The organism is Nitrobacter sp. MLSD-S21, assembly GCF_058809865.1.
Map to the genome: position 1 here is coordinate 1 of NZ_JBXASZ010000007.1, position 24686 is coordinate 24686.

The window sequence follows — 24686 nt, forward strand, 5'->3', positions numbered from 1 at the left end:
GCCGCCACGCCAACCGGTTCGCCCGCGCGTTCAGCTCTCCATAGCTCAGCGCCTCGTCCCCAAACACCAGCGCGATCGAACCCGGCGACCGCGAAACATAAAATTCAAATTGATGGACGACTGAGCGATCTCGTGGATACCGCGCCTGCGTCCGATTCCATGTCTGCAGCAACCGCTGACGTTCTTCGGAAGGAAGAATATCCAATTGTCGAACTGGCGAGCGAGGTGAATGCTCTAATGTTCTAGCCAGCTGATCGAGCGCATGCTGCATCAAACCGCAGATGCGATCGGCCGAGAGCGGGCGAACCACCTGAACGGTCACACCAAGCGCCCGACCATAATCCTCGACCGCGATCATCAAGGGATAGTTTGTCCGCTCCTCACCGCCGAGCCACTCGATGCCCTGTATTCCGGTGCCACCCTGATCTGAGGATGAAGCCTCCGCCATCGCATTGTGCCGATAGTTCAGAATCGAGCTGAACAGCGGCGCCGGCGCGGCGACACCACTGCATCGTTGCGCCAGTCTCAGCGAAGCATGTTCATGCGCCATCAGTTCGGTCAGCCGGTCATGGGTCTGGCGAACGCTATCCTCGACTGGCGTGCCATCGAGATTGAGCCGCAACGGCAAGGTATTGATGAACAAACCCATGCTGCGATCACTAGCGTCACCACCGTGCAGGCGCCCGGACAGAACGGTGCCGAATACGATCTGTTCGCGCCCGCTGCTCCGTGCCACCACTTGTCCCCACGCCAGGTGACACAGGCTGGCAAGGCTCACACCCATGCGCCGCGCCAATGCGCGAAGCTCCGCGTTAAGTGACGCGGGCAGCATCCGTCTGACTTCCTTTATGCCGCCGCCATCACCGTGCACCCGGTCCAGGCAGAACGGCGTGGTCGGCTCATCGATGTCGGCCAGCATGCTCCGGAAAAAGCGCTCGTGCTCTGCGGTCGCCAAGGACTTGCGTGACTGCGCTACCAGGTTTCGGAACGGATGCGGCGCTGAAAGCTCATAGCCGCGTCCGGATAATATCTTACGGACTTCATCGTGCATCACCTCCAGCGTTGAGTGATCGCCGATCAGATGATGCAGCAGCGCCAAAAGTAGCCAGCGTCCGGTGGCGGGATCGCGCGCGATCGCAAATCTTAGCAGCGGTGCCTGACCAAGTTCGATCCTATGGCGGCGCGGATCGAAGCGTCGCGCGAGCTGCTCTTGCGCAGGGTCTTCGCCATCGAGGACGACCTCTCTGACAGCCACGGCAGCCTTTCGCCAGACCACTTGCGCAGGCGCGGACAATCCGTCCCATACAATGGATGTACGTAGAATATCGTGACGATCGATAACCTGCTGAACGGCGGCGAGATAGCGGCCGAGCAAATCGCGGCTTTCGAACGCCATTTGGCCGACCAGCAGATAGGGATCGCCTTCCTTCGCCAGCAGATGGTGAAATAGGATGCCGTCCTGGAGCGGCGACAGCGCATAGATGTCCTGAATATTTGCAATGCCGCCGGGCACCCCCGCAACGATGCGGTCAATGTCCGATTCCGTCAACGCGATCAGCGGCAGCAATTCGCGTGTGATCCTCGTTGTCTGAGGCGTGATCCGATTGGCCGGAATATTTGCGTCTGCAGCGACTTTGAGGCCGGCGGCGAATTCAGCCAGCACGGGCTTAGCGAATAGCATACGCACATCGGCAACGAGCGAATGACGCCGCAACCGCTCCAGCAAGCGGACTGCAAGGAGCGAGTGACCGCCCAGTTCAAAGAAATGATCGTTTCGTCCAATCCGGTCGACGCCCAACAACTCTGTCCAGATCCCGGCGACGACCTCCTCAGTTTCCCCTCGTGGCGGCTCGAAGCTGCGCCTTGCAAAGGCATCGTCTTCCGGAGCCGGCAATACCTTGCGGTCGACCTTGCCATTCGGGGTGAGCGGCAAGGCGTCCAGGCGCACGAAGGCCGACGGCACCATATAGTCCGGCAAGAGCGCGCGGAGATGGCTGCGCATCGCAGCCGCAAATTCACCCGCATCGGGTATCGTACCGGCGTGCTCGCCCAGCGCAACGTAAGCGATCAGCCGTGGATCACCACTATGATCGTGACGCACAAGCACCACTGAGTCGGATACGGACGGGTGCTCGTTCAGGCGAAACTCGATCTCGCCCAGTTCGATGCGGAAGCCGCGAATCTTGACCTGATGATCGTTGCGGCCGAGGAACTCGAGATTGCCATCCGGCAGATAACGTCCGAGATCGCCGGTGCGGTACATCCGCGCGTTTGCGTCGCCGGCGAACGGATCGCGCTTGAAGCGCTCCTCTGTCAACTCAGTGCGATTGAGGTAACCGCGGGCGATTCCTGCCCCACCGACATAGATCTCGCCGGTCGCCCCGAGCGGAACGGGCGCACCGAACCTGTCCAGCAGATATACACGCTGATTTGGAATGGGACGGCCGATGGGAATCGCATCATCGTCAAAGTCCGCTGGCCGCAGCCAGGTGGTCGCGCAAACCGTTACTTCCGTCGGCCCGTAGCCGTTGAAGACAGCAACGTTTGAAGGCAGGTTCTTGATCAGTTCGGCCTTTGGTGATTCACCCGCGAGTACCAGCACCTTCAGCGTCGCCAGCCGGTCAAGATCGGTGCGTCCTTGCAGCATTGCCGGCGGCAAGCCGGCATGCGTAATCGCATTGTCGACGAGGTAGTCAATCAGGTCGGACGTGTTCTGATATTCGCGCTGGCCAACAAGAAACAGCGCGGCTCCCGAGCACAGCGCCATGACGATTTCCCAGACACTAGCGTCGAAGCTGAATGAGGCAAATTGCGCAATGCGGCTGCGCGGGGTGACCGCGTACATCTCCTGCTGCGTCAACGCCAGATTCACCACGCCGCGGTGCTCGACCATCACACCCTTTGGCTTTCCGGTCGAGCCGGAGGTGTAGATGATATAGGCGAGATGCCTTGACGTGAGCCCTGTGACGTCCGGAGCGGACGACGCCAGTCCTGCAATAGTCGAAGCGCTCGCCTCCAGATCCAGAATCTCACACGCAGCATCCACAAAGATCGCACATCCACCGTGATCGGCGATCAACAGTTTCGGCTTTGCATCCTGCACGATCTGTCGCAATCGCTCCGCCGGATAGACCGGGTCGAGCGGTAGATAAGCGCCCCCTGCCTTGAGGACCCCAAGCAGGCTCACAATCATCCCGATACCGCGTGGCAAACAGATTGCGACCAGTTGATCCGGACCGACGCCGGACGCAATCAAATGCCTTGCAAGCTGATTGGCTCTCGCATCAAGTTCGCCATAACTTAGCTGAATACCATCGTGAACCATCGCCATCGCTTCGGGCGCGCAGCGAACCTGATCCGTGAACAGTTCGTGGATGCAGCGTTCGGACGGGAATGGCGCGGCCGTCCTGTTCCATGTTTCCAGAACAAGCTTCCGTTCCTCGTCGCCGATGATATCGATACGGTCTACAATTCGATCGGCGTCTTTGACCATGACACGTAGCAAGGCCAACAGATAATCCCGGTGTCGCCTGATCGTCGCTTCGTTAAACAGCGCCGTTGCATAATTTAGGGTTCCGGCGATGCGGTCCTCCGTCTCGCCAAGATCGAGCTCAAGATCGAACTTGATCTGCTGCAGCGGGATATCGACGATCTCTGCCTTGAGGCCGGGCAGTTCGAGAACTGGCGCTGCGTTGTTCTGCCAAGCCAACACCACCTGGAACACCGGCGGATGCTCCAGCCGCCGGGGAGGCTGAATGATCTCGACGAGCTGCTCGAAGGGAAGGTCCTGGTGGTCCTGAGCCGCGAGCGCTGCCGCGCGCACACGCCCCAGTAACTCGGCGACGTCGGGTTCTCCTGAAAGATCCACGCGGATCGCAAGCATATTGACGAAAAAACCGATCAGACCCTCGATCTCGCGCCTGTTGCGATTGGCTATCGGCGTTCCGATCACGAGATCGGTCTTGCCGGAAAGCCTTGACAATACGGCTGCCCACGCCGCGAGCACGATCATGAATGCAGTTGTGCCGTGCCGCTGGCCGAGTCGTCTGATAGCTAGCGTGAGATCACGATCGAACTCGACTGGCAGCGTGGCGCCAGCGAAAGACTTTTCCAGAGATCGCGGTCGATCGGTTGGCAGCTCGATCGCCGCAGGCGCGCCAGCAAGCGCCTGCCGCCAGTAGTTGACCTGCCCGTCCAATCGATCTCCCGTCAACCACTGCCGCTGCCATGCAGCGTAGTCTGAATACTGAATTTCAAGGGGAGGTAGTGGATCGGCTGTACCGGCTGTCAACGCCCGGTAAAGAGTGCAGAGCTCACGCACGAATATACTCATCGACCAGCCGTCGGATATGATGTGATGCTGCGTGAGCAGGAAGAGATGCGTTCTTTCCGCTGTTCGGATCAAACGGCAGCGGATCAGCGGCCCAGCCGCAAGATCGAAGGGCGTAGCAGACTCCTCGCGGCACAAGCGCGCGAGTTCCTGTTCGACGTTGTCGCAGCCGCACAGATCATGTTCGAGCAACGGAACATGTACGTCAGACGGCAACAGTTCGACGCACGGCTGCTCATCAACCACGCGAAAGACGCTGCGCAGCGCTTCGTGGCGCGCAAACAGTCGATCGAGGCTTTGACGCCACGCGTCGGCGTCGAGCTCGCCGGAAAGACTTACTGCGCCGCGAATGTGATAGTTGGAATTGGCGCCATCGAGCTGCGCCAGCAACCAAAGTCTCTGCTGTGCAAAGGAAAGTTCGAGCGGCCGGTTCCGCGGCGCCGCCGGAATCGTCGTTGAATTCTCACCAACATTACGACCGCGCTCCCTGGCCCGCGATACAAGCTTCCTCACCTGCGCAAGATTTAAATCGCGTAAATCCGGTTTTGCCATATCAACCATGCTCACTGCTCCGCCGCGATCAGCTCCCGAAGTTCTTCGGCATCGAACTCCTGCTCGATCAAACTGATCGACACGACGCGCGCGAACGAGGCGAGATCAGGATGCGCGAAAAGATCCGAGATCGGTATAGAGACGCCGATCTCTTGCGACACCAGACTCAGCACCCGCACGGCAAGCAGCGAATGTCCGCCGAGCTCGAAGAAGTGGTCGTTACGCCCGACCCTCTCGACGCCAAGTATTTCGGACCAAATCCTCGCCAGCGCGATTTCGACGTCGTCCTCGGGGGCCTCATAGCGACGGCACGCCAGCATGTCCTCGTGCGGCGCGGGCAATGCCTGCCGATCGATCTTGCCATTGAGCGTGAGCGGCAATTTCTCGAGCACGACGATCGTCGCCGGCACCATGTAGTCAGGTAGCACGGCGGCCAACGCGTCGCGTAATGCTGCACCGTCCAGCGCCGCATCGCCACTCACATAGGCGACCAAATGGCGTCCCGTCTTGCTCTCGCGCGCTACCACGGCCGCCGCGCGCACACCGCGCTGCTCGATCAGGCGCGCCTCGATCTCCCCCAATTCGATACGGAAGCCGCGGATTTTAACCTGCAGGTCGGCTCGACCGACATAGTCGATCACCCCGTCGTCGCGCCATCGCGCAAGATCGCCGGTCCGGTAGAGGCGGTCGCCGTTCGCGCAGAAGGGATCTGGAATAAACCGTTCCGCAGTCATCGCGCTACGGTTCAAATAGCCACGAGCCAGTCCGGCACCGCCGATGAACAGCTCGCCCGTAACTCCGGCTGGAACGACGTTCAGGTCGGCATCAAGAATGTAGGCGGTTCTGGTACCGACAGGCCGTCCGATCGGGGCAGCCTGCCTGGGCTTTAACTTTGCGTCGTCGACGACCCAAGCAGTCGGCGCGATCACTGTCTCAGTCGGACCATAAGCATTGATCAGAAGATCGGTGTCGATGACTTCACGAACCGCCTTGATCCCGGTGTCCAACCAAGCTTCGCCACCGACGATGCAGGCCCTGATCGATAGCTTCCGCCCACTCTGCCGCAATGCCGCGCTCAACTGATCCGCATAGGCGGGCGGCAAAAATATCGTCGTGACCGAGCTTCGCTCGATCTCGTGAACGAGATCGTCGACCAGCAAGCCCGGCCGGGACGGCAGAACCAGCGACCCACCCGACATCAATGGCACCAGCCACCGCTCGTGGGCGATGTCGAAATTGATAGACGCCGTCTGAAATTCCCGATCCCGCGACGTCATGCGGTAGAGTCGGCTAATCGCTTCGCAATGCATGGCGAGCGGCCCATGCGCGACAGCCACCCCCTTCGGCGTACCCGTCGATCCTGATGTGTAGATCACATAGGCCAAACTATCCGGATGAATTTCGATATTCAGATTCCCAGCATCCTCCCCGGCAAAGAGCGATGGCCTATCGATGCAGAAAGTCTCGACAGCGATCTGGTCCAGCACCGACGAAAGCGACTTAAGCTGTTCGCTTTCTGTCAGTATGAGCCGCGTCCCGCTGTCGCGCAGCATGTGGACGAGTCGCTCGGCCGGATAATCCGGATCGAGCGGCAGATAGGCAGCCCCTGCCTTCAGGACTGCAAGCAGCGCGACCATCATCTCCGGGCTGCGCGCCAAGGCGATACCAACGAGGCAATCCGGCCCGATACCCTGCCCACGAAGTTGCCTGGCAAGCTGGTTAGCTCTGGTGTTCAACTCACCATAGCTGAGGCGCCGATCGCGCCAGATGACGGCGACGGAAGAGCGCGCCCGTGCCGCCTGCGCCTCTATATGCGCGACGACGCCGATAGAGGAAGCGGGCGACGCCAACTGCGCTGCATTGCTCCAGTTGAACACCCGCGCTTCATCGGAAACCGCCGATCCAAGCCTTCCGAGGGGACTGCCTGCATCGAACGCGATTTGCTCGAGTAATCCACGCAGCATGTCACGAAGACGCTGGATGGATGCCTCATCGAATCGGGCCAGATCGTAGTTGAATTCGAGATTGAGCCGGTCGTTCCCTGCGAACACGGCAACCGCCAGCGCAAAGTTAGTGGGGGTGACATGATCCACCCGCCCCAGGCGCGGGCCACTCCCTCCGGCCTGCTGCAAGCCCTCATCGATCGGGTAGTTCTCGAACACCAGGATGTTGTCGAACAGTGTTTGCCCGCCGTGACCCGCGAAGCGCTGGATCTCATAGAGTGGCGTCCAGCCATGCTCGCGCAAGACGAGGTTCTGCTCCTGCAGCCGACGCAACCAATCACCCACCTTTGTTTGCGGGCTCGGTGCATCGACGATCGGCAGCGTGTTGATAAACAGGCCAACCGTCTCTTCGGATCCGTGCAGTTCTTCCGGACGGCCGGATACGGTCACGCCAAAACAGACCGCGAACTGTCCAGAAAGACGCCGCAACAACTGCGCCCATGCAGCCTGAATGACCGTATTGAGAGTCACTCGCTCGCGCTTCGCAAGCGACTTCAGTGACCAGGTCAATTCGGCATTCACAGCAAGCACAATGCTCGCGTGTCCCCGAGCTTCCGATGCCTTGTTGGTGACCATCGTATTCGCCAGCAGAGTGGGCGTTTCGAGCTCGGCCAACGTGTCGCGCCAGAACTTCTCGGCGCTCGCGGAATCACGATTCTGAAGCCACGCGATGTAATCGCGATAGCTACCCTGCGCCGTCGGCAGAACGCCTTCTCTCACATGCTGCAGGACCTCGGCCACCAAACGCGCCGAACTCCAACCATCGGCAAGAATGTGGTGATGAGTCCAGATGAGCCAATGACGCTTTTCGTCCAGGTGAATCAACCGCACGCGCTGCAACGGAACTTGCGCGAGGTCGAACCCCTTCTCGTATTCCCGTCGGGATATTTCGGCGAGCGCGGTTTCAAGCTCCGCACGCTTGTCGTCGCGTTCGAGCACCGCTGCTCGCTGTCGCCAGTCCTCTTCAACGAAAGGTACCGCTACATGACGATACACCACCTGCTGCGTAGCGCCCGAAAGATCCTGCCACACAAAGCCAGTTCGTAACGCGGCGTGCCGGTCGCTCACCGCTTGCCACGCCATCCGGAGCTTGCCGGCATCAAAGCCGAGCAGTTCAATCCCTATCTGGTTCACGTAGGCATCATTGCCGCCATCGCGGAGAGCGTGGAACAGCATGCCCTGCTGCATCGGCGAGAGCGGATAGATGTCTTGGATGTTGCGTGCATCCAGCGCAAACCGGTCGAGATCGGACTGGCGCAGTCCGGACAACGCGACATCCGACGGGGTGAGACCGAACGCGCCGCTGCAGCAATGGGTTACCAATTCCCGCAGCGCTGTCTCGTAGAGCTCCGCCAATCGTTCGATCGTCGCGCGCTGAAAGCGCTTTCTGCCATATTCAAGGGACAATCGTAGCCGGCCATCACGCACCAGCCCGTTGATAACCAGCCAACCGCGCATGGGACCTGAAGCGCAGCGAGACGAACCCGCTATCTCGGGAGCAAACAAAAAGCGCGAGGATTCGCCCACGCTGGCATCGAAGCGGCCGAGATAGTTGAAAACGATCTGCGGCTCCGCCATTCGCTTCAAGGCGCGGCGCTGCTCCTCAGAGCCGAGATAGCGCAACACGCCATAGCCAAGTCCATGGTTTGGGATAGCGCGAAGCTTCTCCTTAACCGCTTTGATTAGCGAAGCGTCATCATCTCCACCTTGCAGCCGCACCGGAAATGCCGTGGTGAACCATCCCACCGTGCGCGAAATATCTGCGCCGGGGAAGATGTCTTCGCGACCGTGGCCTTCAAGCTCGACCGTCACATCGTCACATCCGCTCCAGCGCGAGACAGCTCTGGCCAGGCCCGCCAGCATCAGATCGTTGACCTGCGTCCGATAGGCGGCGGGCGCTTCCTCTAACAACCTCGATGTCAATTCGGGATCGAGAACCAGAGATACTTCCGCGCTGTCCCCGACAAGATCGACACCACCATGATTGTCATCGCAAGGAAGATTTGAGTTCGCCTCACAGTCGAGCCACACGGGCAATTCGGAAGCTATTTCCGCGCTGGCCGCGTAGGTGTGCAGACGTTCACCCCAAGATGCATAAGAGTCGCTCTTCGGCGCGAGTTCGAGAGCACCGCCCTTCTCCATCTGCTCATAAGCTGAAGCCAAGTCTTCCAGAAGGATTCGCCAGGATACACCGTCGACCACCAGATGATGGATCGCGAGCAGAAGCCGCTGGCTGCCATCGGCAAGATCCATGCCGACTGCGCGCAATAGAGGACCTGACGACAACGACAGGCTCCTTTGCGCGGCGGAAGCAAGCGCGGTCACCTGTATGGCGTCGCCGACACCGGCATGTGTCCATAATAAGTCCGACGGCGTCGGTGAGACGTCCTTCTGCGCCCGCCACGCGCCATCCACCTGCTTGAACCGCAAGCGCAACGCGTCGTGGTGCTCCACGACCGTGATCAAGGCCCGCCGCAACATCTCCCAATCCATCCGCCCCTGCGGAATCAACAGCACAGCCTGATTCCAATGATTCCGGTTTTCAATCTCCTCGGTGAAAAAACGAGTTTGGATCGGCAACAGATGAGACATGCAAGGTGCCGGATCGCTGCCAGTCCGCGAGCCGGACCTCTCCTTCTCGGGAGCAGATGCCGTTGTGAGAATCGCGACCGCGGCGAGGCCGGCTATCGTTTGCTGACTGAAGATTTGCTTGGGCGTCAGGCGGATGCCCCGCTTGCGCAAACGGGCAACGATCTGCAGGCTTAGAATGGAATCGCCACCAAGCTCAAAGAAATTGTCATTGCGACCGACGCGCTCGCGCCCGATGACTTCACACCAGACTGCCGCGATCGTCGTCTCGGTATCTCCCGCAGGCGCGACATAGTTCGAGGCGGCGACACCTCCAGCCGACTCCGGCAAGGCCTTGCGGTCGATTTTGCCGTTGGGCGTCAGCGGCAGCCGCTCCAACACCACTATATGGGACGGCACCATATAGTCGGGCACGAACGCCGAAAGCTGGCGTTTGATCGCCTCCGCTTCCAGAGTCATGCCGTCGCCGGGCACGCAATAAGCAACGAGCTCCTGCCGGCCCACCTTCGCATCGATGCTGCGGGCGATAACAACGGCGTCATTGATTCCCGGCAGGGCCTTGATGGCGCGTCCGACTTCGTCAGGCTCGATGCGGTAACCGCGCAGCTTGATCTGATCATCGTTGCGGCCGATAAAGATCAGCCGGCCCGCCTGGTCACAGCGGACGCGATCACCCGTCCGATAAAGCCGGTCTCCGGCCGCACCGAACGGGTCCGGCACAAATCGTTCTGCGGTCAAGCCAGCGGAACCGCGATAACCTCGCGCCACGCCCGCACCTCCGATATAGAGTTCGCCCGCCACCCCAATCGGAACTTCATTGAGTGCATTATCAAGAACATGAACGCGCAGATTGGCGAGCGGCAAGCCAATCGGAACCGACCCGTTTTTATGCTCCGACCCGCATTCATGAATCGCTGCGCCGACGGTCGCCTCGGTCGGCCCGTAGTGATTGATAATTCGGCAATGCGGCCGCAAGCGGCGGACCTCATCGAGCAGCGCCGCGTCGCAGGCTTCTCCGCCCAGAATGAGTGTTTCACACGGCAGCAGATCGGCTGAGCGCCGTGCCTGCAGCAAACCGCGCAGATGGCTTGGCACGATCTTAAGGACTCCAACCTTCCCCTCTTCCATGGCTCGCGCGAATGCGTCCGCATCGAGCACGGCCTCAGAAGACAGGAGATTTAGCGTCGTGCCGGACGCAAGCGCGCCGAACAGCACCGTATGTCCGAGATCGGCTGCCACGGTCGAGACCATCGCCATGCTGGCTGACGATTGCGGCTGCAACCTTTGCAAAAGAGCCTGCACATAGTTGGCAAGCGCGCCATGCGAGACCGCGACGCCCTTCGGCGTTCCAGTCGACCCGGACGTATAGATGACATAGGCGGTTTGTGCCGGATGGATCACCGTTTCCGGCGGACCGTCCGATATTTCTTCGTTCGTCGCCTCAGCATTTGCATCGATCACAACACAGTCGAGCGCGTGCGAATTTGTCAGATTCTCCGTGGTCGCAAGCAGAATTTCGATACGCCCATCATCCAGAATGCGCTTGATGCGTTCCAGCGGCCACTTGGGATCAAGCGGCACGTAAGCGGCGCCAGCCTTCAGCACGCCCAGCAGCGCGACAACGAAGGACGGCGTGCGTTCCATCCACAGCGCGACCGCCACTTCGCGTGTCACGCCGCGAGCGATCAGCATATTCGCAATCCGGTTCGATCTTTGCTCAAGATCGGCGAACGTCAGCGTCTCGTCGCCGTATCGAACCGCAACTACGGCCCTTTTTCCGAGCGTCGAGGCACGATGGAGGCTCACCACATCGTTAAATTCAAACGTCGCGGACTGTGTCGCCACCACCTGCCGACCCGCATCGTCAATGACGAAGTCCGATATCCGCCGCTCTGCGTCATCAACGATCTGACGCAGCATCAAACAAAACTGCGCTGCAAATCGCTCGATCGTCGGTCGATCGAAAAGATCGGTCGCGTAGTTGAACGTTGCCTTCATGCCGGACAGGCTATCGACCACATCGAGCGCAAGATCGAAATGAGAGCCTGCGAGGTCCATGATGTCGATATCGGCCGCGAGTCCATCAACGCCGTCGAATCCGCGCGAGGCCGTCATATAATTGAACTTAGCCTGAAACAGCGGGTTGTGGCTGCCGTTACGTTCAGGACGCAGGCCATCGACCAGCATTTCAAAGGGCAGATCCTGGTGCGACAGCGCCTCAATTACCGTTTCTTTGACCTGTTGGAGAAAGCTCGTGAAGCTTGCGTCATCGACAATCTTCGCACGCAGCACCAGCGTGTTGACGAAGCATCCAATCAGGCGTTCGAGTTGCGCTTGCTGCCGTCCAGCGATCGGCACGCCGATCCGTAAATCGCTCTGTCCGCAATAGCGATAGAGCAGCGCTTGATAGGCGGCGAGAATCAGCATGAAGACGCTTACGCGATGCTCTGCGGCAACCTTTTGAAGCCGCGCCGCCAGCACACCGTCGATCGCAAAGCCGACCGTGTCCCCGCCATGACTTTGCGTTACCGGTCGCGGGCGGTCGTGCGGCAAGGCCAACACCGGATGCTCGTCACCCAGTTTCGTACGCCAATATCTGAGTTGCCGATCGCCCTCACCTTCCGCTAGCCAGTTTCGTTGCCAGATAGCAAAATCGGCATACTGTACCGCCGGCACCGGCGGCAGGTCCGCCTTCTGCCCGAGAGCACCGCGATAGAGACTGGACAGCTCTTGAAGCAAGACATCCAGCGACCAGCCGTCGACGATAATATGATGAGAAAGCAGCAGAAGTTCGTGTGCGTCATCCGCGAGTTGAAGCAACACGGTCCGCAATAGCGGTCCGTTCGCGAGATCGAACGGCTTGGCGAGTTCGGATCGTCTTATCTCCGCTGCATGTGCGTCGCGAGCGTTCGCCGGGTAGGCGCGGAGATCCTCATGCCTGATATCAACGCCCATTGAATCGTGAACGACTTGCGTTGCCCGACCCTCAATCGCGACAAAGGTGGTGCGCAGCGCCTCGTGGCGACAAACGATCTGATCGATCGCGCCCGTCAGGGCAGCATGATCGAGGCCTCCCTTCAGTCTGATCGCGCTTGCAACCGTATACGCCGTCCCAACCGGATCCATATTCCACAGGAACCACAATCGCTCCTGCGCATGCGACAACGTCGCACGATCCGCCGCAGCAGCCTTGGGAATCGACGGCAGCGGAGGCCGGACGCCAGTCCGCGCCAGACTGTCGATATGACTTGCGAAAGCAGCAAGCGTCGGCGCGTCAAAGAAACTGCGCAGCTCCAATTCCAAGCCGAAACGTTCTCGGATCGCAGAAGCAACCTGACCAGCCGTAATGGAGTTTCCACCCAGGAAGAAGAAATCATCTTCGCAATGCACAGCCCTTAGGCCGAGCGCATCGCACCAGATTAAGGACACGGCGCGCTCGGTGTCAGTCACGGGCGGCGTCAACGTCGTGCTATCGCGGCGGCGTCCCTTCTCGAACACCATAAAGCTATCAAGCGTGTCGTTGGCCAGCCGCGCCGCGCAGGCTGAACGCTGCAACTTGCCGCTGGTCGTCAGCGGCATGGCCCGCGGATTCAACAGAACGATTACGGCCGGATATTCCTGCGCCTGCCGAAGCACAGCCTGCCCGATCGCGTCCGCGAGCGCTTCAGGATTTTCGCTCTTGAGAACGGCACGGCTGAATTCGGCCGCCACCCCGATACCTTCCCGTCCTTCCGCTTCCACTGCGAAAGCAGCAACCCTTCCTCTACGAACCGAATTCACATCGGCCTCGACCGCCTGCTCGACATCTGTCGGGTAGACGTTCTGTCCTCGCACGATCAGGACGTCCTTGAGCCGGCCCGCCACAACCAATGCGCCATCACGAATAAAACCCAGATCGCCGGTGCGCAGCCAACGGAATCCGTCTCGCTCCACGAAAACCTGACGCGTGGCATCCGGGTTATTCCAGTATCCGAGCGTGACGCTGGGGCCGCTCACCCAAATTTCGCCGACTTCGTCCGCCCCAGCCGCGACCGATCCGTCCACGCGCATGATGCGCGTTGCGTGATCGGCGGCCGGTCGACCGCATGCCACGAGGTCGGTTCCTTTATCTGCGCAAGCAACGAGGCCAGCGGCGAGCTTCGCGGTGTCAAGCGTGTAACTGATAGTCTCCGCCGTGATGTCACTCGCTGTTACCAGCAGCGTCGCCTCGGCCAGACCATAACAAGCGTTTAACGCACGCCGATCGAACCCAGCCCGCGCGAATCGGTCACCAAACCTCTGCAGCGTGGTGTGACGAACAAATTCCGATCCGGAGAATGCGAATTTCCATCGGCTCAGGTTCAAACGATCAATGGTTTCATCAGAAACGCGATCGGTACACAGCGCGTAAGCAAAATCAGGCCCGCCGCTAATTGTCCCGCCGTGACGATCGATGGCTTCCAACCAGCGCCGCGGCCGTTCAAGAAAGTTACGCGGCGACATCAGAACGCAGGTAAAGCCCGTGAACAATGGACTCAAGAGTCCGCCGATCAACCCCATGTCGTGATATAGTGGCAGCCAGCTTACAAAGACATCATCAAGCGTTCCGCCTGTGGCGGATTCCATGGCGCGTTCGTTGGCCGCAAGATTCGCATGCGAAACGCAAACGCCTTTGGGCTGCGATGTCGATCCCGACGTATACTGCAAGAAAGCGATGGCATCCGCAGCAAGCCTGGTCTCGCGCCATTCATCGGCAGGTTCAGTCAAAACTGAATCCACTGCGATGACCTGAACATCTGTTAGTTCTGGAAATGCTGTCTCAACAAGAGAACGGAGATCGGATTCCAACAAAATGAAACGAGGCGCCGCATCCCGCAAAATGCCACTGAGGCGTCCCGCATAGCGCTCCGAGCTTCCTTCAGGCGGATACGCCGGAACAGCGACCACACCCGAATACAGACAGGCGTAAAAAGCGACGACATAGTTGATTCCGCTCGGCAGCAGTATCAACGCCCGCTCGCCGGCACCGCCTAACTGCTGCAACCGCGCTGCAACGGACCTTATACGTACGTCGAGCTCTGCAAATGTCAGCTCCTCGACGAGGTCATCCTGTTCCAAAAAACGTAGCGCGGCCTTATCCGGTCGGCGCGCGACGTGTTCTCGCAATCGTTCGACAAGATTGTCGTTATACATCTTCTCGAATCCCTGTCGGTTGCGGTCCGAAAATCCACCATTCGTGGCAACGAATGGAAACAATCAGCTTTGCCGATTGGCTTCCGCCATCGCGACAATGACCTTGCGCGGCCCTTTGAATGGCGCCCGGGCATGAGCCGTGAGCATGTTGTCGAGCATCACGACGTCGCCTGCTTGCCATGGAAAGCTGATCTTGTGCCTGTCCAGCGTGGCCCGAACGACCGACAACGTTTCATCTTCAATCCTGGAACCGTCACCGTAGAAAGCGTTACGCGGCAGATGCATCTCGTCGCCGACCACGTCGAGCAGACTTTCGCGCACTTCCGAATCAAGATTTGAAACGTGAAACAAATGCGCTTGATTGAACCAGACCCATTCTCCCGTTACCGGGTGGCGCGCAGTACCCTGGCAGACTTGGCGCGTGCGAAGCTCGCCGTCATCCTTCCATTCGCATTCGATATCATGACCGGCGCAGTAGGCTTCAACTTCCGATCTGGAGTCGGTCCCGAACACATCTTGCCAATCGACGTCGAGACCATTGCCGTAATTGCGCACATACATCACTCCCTTATCGGCAAAGCGCTCACGAATGGCCGTCGGCATGTCGCTATAGATAGCGCGGCTATCAGCAATCGGCGTCTCGCCGCCTTCCAGTGCAGGCTGCACGCAATAGAACCATATCTTCATCGGCCAATCGCGCGTGTAGGCCTGTTCGTTATGTAACGGAATGTGCTGGTGAGGCGGGTATTCAGTAGAAGTGTAGACGCCGGAAGTAACCTGCGACCGCGGCGTTGAACCGAACTCGTATGTGAGCAGAGGGTGCCCGAAACCAGCGGCGAAGACGCGAAACGCATCAGGACCATCCAGGGAAAAATCGCGAAACACGATGCCGCCGCAATCAGTCAGGTGTCTGTCGATGACAGCTCGCAACAGAGGAAGCGCTTCATCCAGTGGTCGTCCCACGTCTCCCGCCTTGAGTAATAAAGGGAGACTCCGACCATCAATGAGTGGCTGAATGGAGAATGCGCTCATCATCGTCACTCCGCTGTAAACCGACCGATCGCTTTGATTGCTCCGCCAGTACCGCTTCGATCAAATCGATCAACTCGGCCTGCCGCGTGTGAATAAAAAAGTGATGCCCCGGCAAAACATCGAGCCCGAAGGACGCCGAAGTTTCCTGTTCCCAAGCCCGCAGGTTCTCGTTGCTTGTCTCGTCATCAGTCCCGCCGAAAACGTGCACGGAGCAAGGCAAGCGGGGCCGCATTCTGTAAGCATAGGCACCACACATCATGAAATCGGCGCGCACCACCGGCAGCGCCGATTTCATGAATTCGGTATTCGACAGCACCTCGTCAGGAGTTCCCCGAAGTTGGCGCAACTCCTGCAGCAGCGCCTCGTCATTCAAAGGAAGACGCCACTTGCTGTCATCCCGAACCGCCGGCGCCTCCGCACCCGACGCAAAGAGAACGGCCGGCGCCCTAACGCCGCGGTCGAGCAGATTGTGAACCAGCTCAAATGCGATGATCGCGCCGAGGCTATGGCCGAACACTGCATAAGGAACATCAAGGTTCGCGCTTAGCTCGCTAGCGAGTTGTGACGCTAGCTCGTGAGGATTGGTTGCCAGCGCTTCATCCATCCGTGCGCCGCGTCCAGGCCATTCGACCGGCCAGACATCGATCCATGACGGTAGAAGCCTGCGCCAGCGCGCATAGCACATCGCGCTTCCGCCGGAGTAAGGCAGACACAGAAGCCGCATAGGATGATTTGGCTCCGCCACTACGCTGATTGCGACGGTGCTTCGTCCATGAATTTTCGCAAGCTCAAGGGGCGCATATCGATCCACACCTCTTCGATGTAGTCGAGGCACTCCTTCTTGCTGCCGGTCTTGCCTACCTCTTTCCAGCCGTTGGGAACATCTTTGAACATCGGCCAGATCGAATATTGCTCTTCATCATTGATGACCACTGCAAATGTCACATCGTCTCTATCAAACACCATCATGGCCCAGTCTCCTTTTTCAGAAAACGAAAGCGACAATGTTTGACTAAGTCAGAAGCAGATGATGGTCAAAGCAATATCTACCAGAGCATTTTTTAATGTCTCAAAACTAATGAGCGAACATCACACTGAACTCGGTTTCGCCATCACATCGTGGCGAAAAAGATAACAATGAGGCGAAGTTTAATCTAACTGCAGCGACCTTTTGACATTATGATTACGCGCATCGCAAATGGTTCCTATCACACTATCGTCACATCTACACATTCACGTAGTCGTTCTGAGATTTCAAACGTGAGATCGAAATCTAACTTGAAAAGCGATCATCTTCGATCTGAGCGCCGATGGATTCAAGGAACAGAGCTACTAAGAAACAGAGCTACTAAGAAATGGAGCCACGGACGATCACCGTGCAGACTGAGACGGCAAAGCAGAGAGCGGGAGCCTAAATCAGATCTTCGCAACGTGAGTCGCAAAGATCGTCGAGCGGTCATGCTCGATGCACAGCGGTGTTTCGTTCAAGCCTACCGAGCGGCATCAAACGGCGGCCCACTCACGCGGTGCACCTTGTCGATATTCAGCCGCTTGAGACGCGTAAGCGCGCTATCGGAAATGTTTTCTTTTTCTGACGCGCGCTGACTCCGACGCACGCACCTCTTCATCCGGGGCCAGTTCAGATTTTTCGAGCTGGTTATCGTTCGTTGCACAGAACAGGGCGCACAACGATAAGCGGATCACCGCGCTGCAATCGAATTGATTCAGCCGGACGATTCTTCACCGCCAAGTCTTCAACACATCAGGTCTTCAGCACATCAGGTCTTCAGTACATGAAGACGAATCCAATCTAGGCGGATGGCAAACCGATAACGCCAAGAAGAACAAGCTGGTATCAATAAGGCTGAAGCCGATCGTGCATTGAATGCACCGTAAAGGCGACGTAGCCACCACGCCGCGCACATGCTCGACCTTCGTCTCAGCGCATCAAACGCTGAGACCCCGGTGGTGAGCTGTAAAGACGCTAGAAATTGAAGGTCGTCGACACCAGGTAGGTCCGGGGAGCGGCAAGCGTGATAACCCCGCTAAACGCCGACGCCCAGTAAGCCTGGTTTGCGACGTTTTCGACCATACCCCGGACAATAATCGGTTTTCCGTTCCAGGGCGAGATAAAGGTGTATCGCGCTCCCAGATCGACCCGCGTCCAGTCGGGGATGGTCAACGTATTTGTGACGTTGACGTATTGCGCACCCGTATAGATGACCCTGCCGGTCACGGTGAGACCGCGCACGAAGGGCGTATCCCATTCCGCTCCGATATTCGCGGTGACCACAGGAACACCGATCGCTTTCTTGCCGTCGTTGATTCCGCCTTGAGTCTTTTCCTGCACACCATCGATCAACGCGGCGCCGCCGAGCACGCGGATGGCGGGAGTGACCTCTCCGAATACATTGAGTTCCATGCCGCGGTTACGCTGCATGCCGTTAAGTTCCTGAGTCTGATTTCCGACTGCGCCGAGAGTGATGATGCTCCGCTGGCTGATATCGAAATAACTCAGCGTTGCCGTGAGTCGGCCGGCATCGAACTTAATACCGCCCTCGGCTTGCTGGGTTGGAGTTGGCGGGAACACGGTCCCGGCATTCGTAAAATTACCGGCCACCACGACGGGTGTCTGCAGACCTTGGATATAGTTCGCATAGAGCGAGATGTGCTCGACCGGCTTGACAACAATTGCATAGGCCGGACTCCACACTGACGAGCTAGTCTCCGGCCGACTCGAAGCGGGCGCCAGGAAATTTGTCACCTCCGTGCTGGCAGTCTGGTGACGAGCGCCGACCGTGAACTGTACCCGATCGTTCAGCATCGACATGGTATCGGATAGGCCGATGCTCGATAGCCTCACGCCGGTCCTCTGAGTGATAGCCAATCCATTGAAGTTGGTGGGCTGTGGTATGTTGGTCGGTTCGGTGTAGAGGTTCCAGGCAATTAGGCCCGCTGCGCGAAGGTTCTGGTCGTAGCCCCGGTCGTTGACCGAGTAATTGATATTCATCAAGTGATGAATAGGTCCGGTATCGACGTTCGCCCGGATACCAGTCGTGCCCGCGAAGGTCTCGAACGTCTCCTTGCCACGACCCGGTAGCCCGAGGAGATTCCCTGCATTATTTTGGATGTTGGGTGACGGATAGAGATAGTTGATGTTGCTGTCGTGATAACCGAACACGGCATAGGCGGTCATCCAGTCGGTTAGGTCGACCTCTCCCTGTGCTGTCGTGAAGAAGTCCGTGGGCGCGTAGTAGGCCCATGGCACCTGGAAGTTGAGGCCAGGTGTCGGCGGCTTAGGAATGGACGTCACTCCCGCACCAATCCCGAAGAATCGCAGAGGCGGCCTCAGATTATCCGCCTGATAGCCGACATCGAAAGCCGCGCGCACCCTTTCGCCCCGATAATCAACGCCGAGGACCACGTTTCCAAACTCGTCCGTCTGCCGATTCCACGGCGTATTTCCGTTCGAGTAAGTGCTGTTCAGCCTGACGCCCCACTCCTTGTGTTCGCCGTATCGCCGGCCGAGATCGACATTTGCTCCAAACTGCGATTGGGAAACATAAGTTCCCGTTATTCGCGTGATGTCAGCGTCGGTCGCATGTTTGCTGATCAGATTGATGGCGCCGCCGACCGCCCCGCCGCTCGCGACGCCGGTACCGCCGACGGTCATGCCGTTGAGCAGCGCGCTCGGTCCCTTGAGGACTTCGACGCGCTCGACGAAGTTAGCCCTCGTGGAATAGTATGGTGCGATTCCGTAGAGTCCGTTCAGGCCGTAATCGCCGCTGTCATAGAAAAAACCGCGGATAAAAAGACCATCGGCGCCGCCACCGGCTGGTTGAACAGCCCTGACCGAAGGATCGTTGGCAAGCACGTCGCGAATCGTCCGCGCTTGCTGATTCTCAATGAGTTCAGCAGTATAGCTTGTCTGATTGAACGGCGTATCCATCACGCTGCGATTGCCGAGCATTCCTAGGCTTGCCCCAGTCGCAACTTGGCCACCGGCATAGACGGGCGGCACGGTGCCGACCGTACCGGTTGAAGGCACCACATAAGGGACGGGCGCCGTCTCGCGTGGCGCGGGTGCGGCCACCCGTCTCTGAACGGGACTGGCTGTTCGGGTTCGTGACCGCTTGGCCGACTGTTGTGCTTTCGGCTTGGGTGCGACAATCGTCACAGGCGGCAAGTTGGATTGCTGCGCGCGCGCGGCTTGAATGACGCCGAATGAATCCACCGAGACGACGAAATAGCTCACCGCTCCCAGCGACGCTATGCTCACGATCGTCTTGGCTGAAAGTTCTCGCATGGTCCCCGTCCCCCAATTATCTAAGCAATCCAAACCCCAGCGGCTCGTAACATAAGAAGCGATTCTGACGAAAGGATCGGGAACTAGAAACTATCTAAAGTTGTGAGGAGCCTTCTACTACTTCCACTTTGGTACGCGTGCAGACTCACGGTTCGGAATTGCTCCTGCTCGACACAACTGACGCATTTTAGATTGCGACCGCAGACGAGAAGTCACTTCAGCGTACGAGCGCAGGACGAGAATTGGGCGGATTGAATGACCATTCGCAAATGGACCATCGCAAATGGAAGGGGCACCCCGCGGGGTGCCCCTTTTTGCATAAGCTTGTTAACGGGAGGTCCTCAATCACCTCCTACAGGCAAGCCTTCGCGCCGCAGGATTAAAGCCAGTTTAGCGGAGTGGTGATTGAAGGCCAACAGCAAGTCTCAAGGTATCCGATCCCACTTTAGTGCGACATGAAAACGGGAACGGTCATTGCCGAGAGCATTCCGCGCGTCACGCCACCGAACACAAATTCACGCAGGCGAGAGTGTCCATAGCCGCCCATCACGAGCAAGCTCGTCGAACCGCCAGCAACATACGACAAAATGGCATTCGCGACGTCCCTATCGGCTGCCGGTATCGTTTTCACGTTGACCTTGATATCGTGTCGAGCGAGATGCTGGCCGATTTCAGTTCCTCGAAGAACCTGTTCATTCGCGGTCTTTTCATCTTCAACAATAAGCAGCTCAACAGCATTGGCTTTTTTCAGAAACGGCAATGCATCATTGATGGCACGCGCCGCGGTGCGACTTCCATCCCAGCAGCACACGATCTTCTCAAGCTTCAGAACTTCCCGCTGGTTGCTGGGAACGATAATAAGCGGCCGGCCGGAATCAAAGAGCGTCGTTTCAATTAGAATGCTGTTATTGATGCCCTTGTGATCATCGGATTGCATGACGATACTTAAATCAAAACACCGCGCCACTTCTGAAAACGTCTGAGGTGTTCCTAAAACGAGACGCGATTCAGCTGAGAGTTCGCCGCGTTTCATAGCCAGTTCAAAACGCTCTATTGCACCGCGCGCCTCTGCTTCACTCTCGGCAAATAGATCGCCAAGAGCATCCGCGGGAATGTTCGCTTCGAAGTTAGATATAACGGCCGTCAAATGGGCGGAGAAAAGTTCGGCTATCGAAGCAGCAAAATCACGGGCGATATCCCGCGAGGGGTCGCGCTCCAGATGAAGAATAATGTCTTTAGGCATGCGATTCGCTCTCCAATCTGAACCATCCCCCGCAGAATTATGATATCGAGCATCAAAGCAAGGTCAAAGCTTCAAACCTTCGAAGGTTTTTGCGCGATACCTGGCGCCCTTTCGAAAGCATGATCGATCTTCCCGAGACGAAATATGGTTCATCGTCCCGACGGAAGCAAAATAAGCATATAAGAGGTTCGTATGGCACACCGCCAGTAGCGGCGAGACTTCGCGGAAAATAAATGTATCGTTTCTAACCTTCCTGCGATCATTTTGGATCGATCAATGCTCGCCGGCTCTCCGTGCGGGAACCAGTGCATGCCGAGGTCATGTGGTGAGGACGCTGATAATCGACAACTACGATTCATTTACCTACAACCTGGTGCACTTGATCGCAGAGATAAACCAGGAAGAGCCCCTGGTCGTCCGCAACGATGCGGTGACATGGTACGAACTCTCCCAAAGACGATTCGATAATATCATTATCTCGCCAGGCCCGGGGCGACCGGACCGGGCGGCGGATTTCGGCTTATCCAAGGCTGCGATCGAAGCGGCCGCCGTTCCCTTGCTTGGCGTATGTTTGGGACATCAGGGCATTGCCGTCGGGTCAGGCGCATCGTTGGCGCGGGCTCCATCTCTCGTCCACGGACGCACATCCAGAATCGTGCACCGGGGGTCCGGCCTCTTCGCCAACATGCCGCCATTGTTCAATGCGGCCCGCTATCATTCTTTTGTGGTCCAGCGTCCTCTCCCGCCCACTCTTGAGGAAATTGCTTGGACCGAAGATGGCCTCGTCATGAGCATCGCTCGTCGCGGGCGGCCGCAATGGGGCGTGCAGTTTCATCCGGAATCGTTTCTCACAGAAGACGGCCGGGTCTTGCTACGAAATTTTCGCGACCTTTCCTTTCTTTTCATGGGAAGAACCTCAACGCCACCGCTCGCAAGGCCGGACAAGCGGCGCACGACGGTGCCTACTGCCACGTCTCGTAAAGCATTCTGGCTCGAAATCCCGCGCGCGATTGACACCGAAGCGGTGTTCTGTTCGCTCTTTGCCGATCAGCCCTTCGCCTTTTGGCTCGACAGCAATCTTGCGGGGTCGCCGCTGTCACAATGGTCGTATATGGGAGATGCATCCGGGCCACATGCGGAAACGGTGCAGTATAACAGCATCGACCGAACGATCCTTATCGACGATGCTCGCGGGCGCCGAATCGAGAACGTCGATATATTCGAGTATCTTCAAAGGGAGCATCCGAGCCGGCCGCAATCGCCGCCGCCATGTCCTTTCGTCGGCGGTCATGTCGGGTGGTTTGGTTACGAGCTGCGACATGATTGCGGCTCGCCGACCACGCGGCGGGCTGCAACACCCGACGCCTTGTGGATCCGTTCCGACAGGTTCATCGCCGTAAATCATCTCGACGAAAAAACCTATATATGTGCGATCGATAGCCCCGGGGAAGCCGACCGCGCGCAGCATTGGATTCGTTCCGCACTTAAGCGGATCGAATCGGCGAACCGCCCGCCCCTGAATTTCCCTGACGTGATCGACCGGAGTCCGCTCGCGTTCGCCATGAAGGATGGAAGAGCGAGCTATCTCTCCAAGGTCGCCCGCTGTCTCGATTTGATCGCGCAAGGAGAGACTTATCAGGTCTGTTTGACCAGCGAGCTTTCCTGCACCGCCACAGTTGAGCCACTGCGAGTTTATCGCGCAATGCGAGGCGTCAATCCCGCGCCGTTTGCTGCGTTTCTCAAATGGCCCGGCGGAGCAGTCCTGAGCGCCTCGCCTGAGCGATTTCTTGCCGTCGACGCAGACGGCAACATCGAAGCAAAGCCGATCAAAGGGACGATCCGGCGCGCCGCCGATCCGCTTGAAGACCAGAAGCTGGTCGAAATGCTGCGGACCGATCGGAAAAACCGGGCAGAGAACGGAATGATCGTCGATCTCTTGCGTCACGATCTGTCCCGCTGCTGTGAGACCGGGACCGTATCGGTGCCAAGCTTGTTTGACGTCGAAACATATCAGACCGTCCACCAACTGGTCAGTACGATACGCGGCGTTTTGAAACCGGAGTATACGCTCATTGACGTGCTGCGCAGCGGCGCATTTCCGGGCGGATCGATGACCGGAGCGCCCAAATCCCGTACTCTTGAGCTTATCGATCAGTTGGAGCAGCGCGCCCGAGGTATCTATTCTGGATCACTCGGCTGGCTGGGTGATGATGGCGCCGCTGATCTGAGTATCGTGATCCGATCCATCGTGCTGACCGATGGACGGTTCTCTATCGGTGCGGGAGGCGGAGTAGTTGCGGAATCCACCCCCGAGGGAGAATTTGAGGAAATGCTCTTGAAGGCCGAGGCTTCGATCAGATCAATCGTCATCGCCACATTCGGAAGCTCCAGCGAAGGTCAATTTCGTCTGCTGGAGTCCAGCGACAGCACAGCGCAAGGCTGAGCACATCTGACGATCGCACATACCACGGAAAAGCTGGTGTGCACCCGCTGGCCTTGCCTTCGCGATCCAAATTTACCGGCTACGAAGATAAATCGCTCGCCGGCGGCATGACATGAACGAGGACCGCGCCGATCGACACGGATGGCGTCTTTATATCCACGCACTCCAACTTATCCCCTTTGCTGCGGCTAATGGCCTGAGACCTTTGATGGCGAAACGTCATGAGTAGCAGTGAGAGGTTCATCGAGATTCGGATTGTAATCAAAGCACTTCTATTTTGTGAATCAAAGCACTTCTATTTTGTGAACGGAAACGCAGCTTGTGTGAACTATCGATGACAGCAGTTTAACAACACACCAAATTTCATCATCACCAACATTAAGAACACGCATCAGGAGTCGTGCCTTGAGATTTGCTTTCGTGATCTGCGCGGACACCGCGGCGCACATGTTGAGGAATTGCAATCGGGACGAATTCGAATGGTGAATATCCCGCATCCCCGGGTCGCCTTTGGTGATTTACCTGATCAGTTCAATGCCGACGCAGACGAGGTTAGGCTCCCTCGGAAGACGCTGGCCGGTCTTCTTGATTTGTACATCTCCTCCTGGGATTTCGACGAAGATTGGTATCTCACAACTTACCCTGACATCGCGGCCGCCGTCAGCAGCGCCCGGTTTGCATCAGGATGGGCACACTTCAGATCGGTGGGATACCTTGAGGGGCGTCTCGGCTCTCCGACGATCGTAGACAGCGAATGGTATCTTGAGACGTATCCCGACGTCGCTCAAGCAATGCTGGAAGGCAAGATAGCCAGCGCTGCGGAGCACTTCGAAAACTTCGGATACGCAGAAGGCAGACTGCCGTCCAACCCTGGCGTAGACGCAAGGTGGTACGCCCGCCGCTATATGCACGTTCGCAAACCAAGTGAAGAGGAAAAACACGCGCACGAAGATTTTGTCAGGCGTGGGTACCGCGGGTTGGCGCTACCCGCTTCGCCCCGCTGAGATTTTTGAGGG

9 protein-coding genes are annotated in these 24686 nt (G+C 58.1%); 2 read left to right on the forward strand and 7 right to left on the reverse strand.

The annotated features are described in order from the left end of the window. The 7 genes from AC1RT6_RS16895 to AC1RT6_RS16925 form a co-directional block, all read right to left on the reverse strand. Positions 1–4891: amino acid adenylation domain-containing protein (locus tag AC1RT6_RS16895; protein ID WP_493029550.1), on the reverse strand; the 4891-nt coding region annotated here is incomplete at its 3' end. A 2-nt stretch (positions 4892–4893) separates the two neighbouring features. Further along, positions 4894–14646 carry an amino acid adenylation domain-containing protein gene (locus AC1RT6_RS16900; RefSeq protein ID WP_493029551.1) on the reverse strand — a complete coding sequence of 3251 codons (9753 nt, stop codon included), beginning with the start codon at positions 14644–14646 and terminating at the stop codon, positions 4894–4896. Between the two features lie 63 nt (positions 14647–14709). Continuing rightward, on the reverse strand, positions 14710–15678 hold the full coding sequence (locus tag AC1RT6_RS16905; RefSeq protein WP_079447724.1) for a TauD/TfdA family dioxygenase: 969 nt from the start codon (positions 15676–15678) through the stop codon (positions 14710–14712). Next, the gene (locus tag AC1RT6_RS16910; RefSeq protein WP_079447825.1) at positions 15647–16402 is read right to left on the reverse strand and encodes a thioesterase II family protein; all 756 of its coding nucleotides are present in this window, start codon (positions 16400–16402) and stop codon (positions 15647–15649) included. The genes AC1RT6_RS16905 and AC1RT6_RS16910 overlap by 32 nt, the downstream gene beginning before the upstream one ends. Before the next feature lie 20 nt (positions 16403–16422). After that, entirely contained in the window at positions 16423–16647 is a 225-nt protein-coding gene (locus AC1RT6_RS16915; RefSeq protein ID WP_079447725.1) for an MbtH family protein, read from the reverse strand. A 1015-nt stretch (positions 16648–17662) separates the two neighbouring features. After that, complete coding sequence (locus AC1RT6_RS16920; RefSeq protein ID WP_493029552.1) at positions 17663–19984, reverse strand: TonB-dependent receptor; 2322 nt, start codon at positions 19982–19984, stop codon at positions 17663–17665. A 445-nt stretch (positions 19985–20429) separates the two neighbouring features. After that, complete coding sequence (locus AC1RT6_RS16925) at positions 20430–21227, reverse strand: universal stress protein (RefSeq protein ID WP_079447727.1); 798 nt, start codon at positions 21225–21227, stop codon at positions 20430–20432. Positions 21228–21552: 325 nt separating this feature from the next. On the opposite strand from AC1RT6_RS16925, the gene pabB reads away from it, so the two are divergent. Further along, on the forward strand, positions 21553–23670 hold the full coding sequence (pabB, locus tag AC1RT6_RS16930) for an aminodeoxychorismate synthase component I (protein ID WP_079447826.1): 2118 nt from the start codon (positions 21553–21555) through the stop codon (positions 23668–23670). A 479-nt stretch (positions 23671–24149) separates the two neighbouring features. Continuing rightward, the gene (locus AC1RT6_RS16935; RefSeq protein ID WP_079447728.1) at positions 24150–24674 is read left to right on the forward strand and encodes a hypothetical protein; all 525 of its coding nucleotides are present in this window, start codon (positions 24150–24152) and stop codon (positions 24672–24674) included. Positions 24675–24686 lie beyond the last annotated feature (12 nt).

What these genes read in the sequence shown, in the direction of transcription:
- AC1RT6_RS16900 (WP_493029551.1), bottom strand. Translation starts at nt 14,646, where the DNA reads ATGTATAACGACAATCTTGTCGAACGATTGCGAGAACACGTCGCGCGC.
- AC1RT6_RS16905 (WP_079447724.1), bottom strand. Translation starts at nt 15,678, where the DNA reads ATGAGCGCATTCTCCATTCAGCCACTCATTGATGGTCGGAGTCTCCCT.
- AC1RT6_RS16910 (WP_079447825.1), bottom strand. Translation starts at nt 16,402, where the DNA reads ATGCGGCTTCTGTGTCTGCCTTACTCCGGCGGAAGCGCGATGTGCTAT.
- AC1RT6_RS16915 (WP_079447725.1), bottom strand. Translation starts at nt 16,647, where the DNA reads ATGATGGTGTTTGATAGAGACGATGTGACATTTGCAGTGGTCATCAAT.
- AC1RT6_RS16920 (WP_493029552.1), bottom strand. Translation starts at nt 19,984, where the DNA reads ATGCGAGAACTTTCAGCCAAGACGATCGTGAGCATAGCGTCGCTGGGA.
- AC1RT6_RS16925 (WP_079447727.1), bottom strand. Translation starts at nt 21,227, where the DNA reads ATGCCTAAAGACATTATTCTTCATCTGGAGCGCGACCCCTCGCGGGAT.
- AC1RT6_RS16935 (WP_079447728.1), top strand. Translation starts at nt 24,150, where the DNA reads ATGGTGAATATCCCGCATCCCCGGGTCGCCTTTGGTGATTTACCTGAT.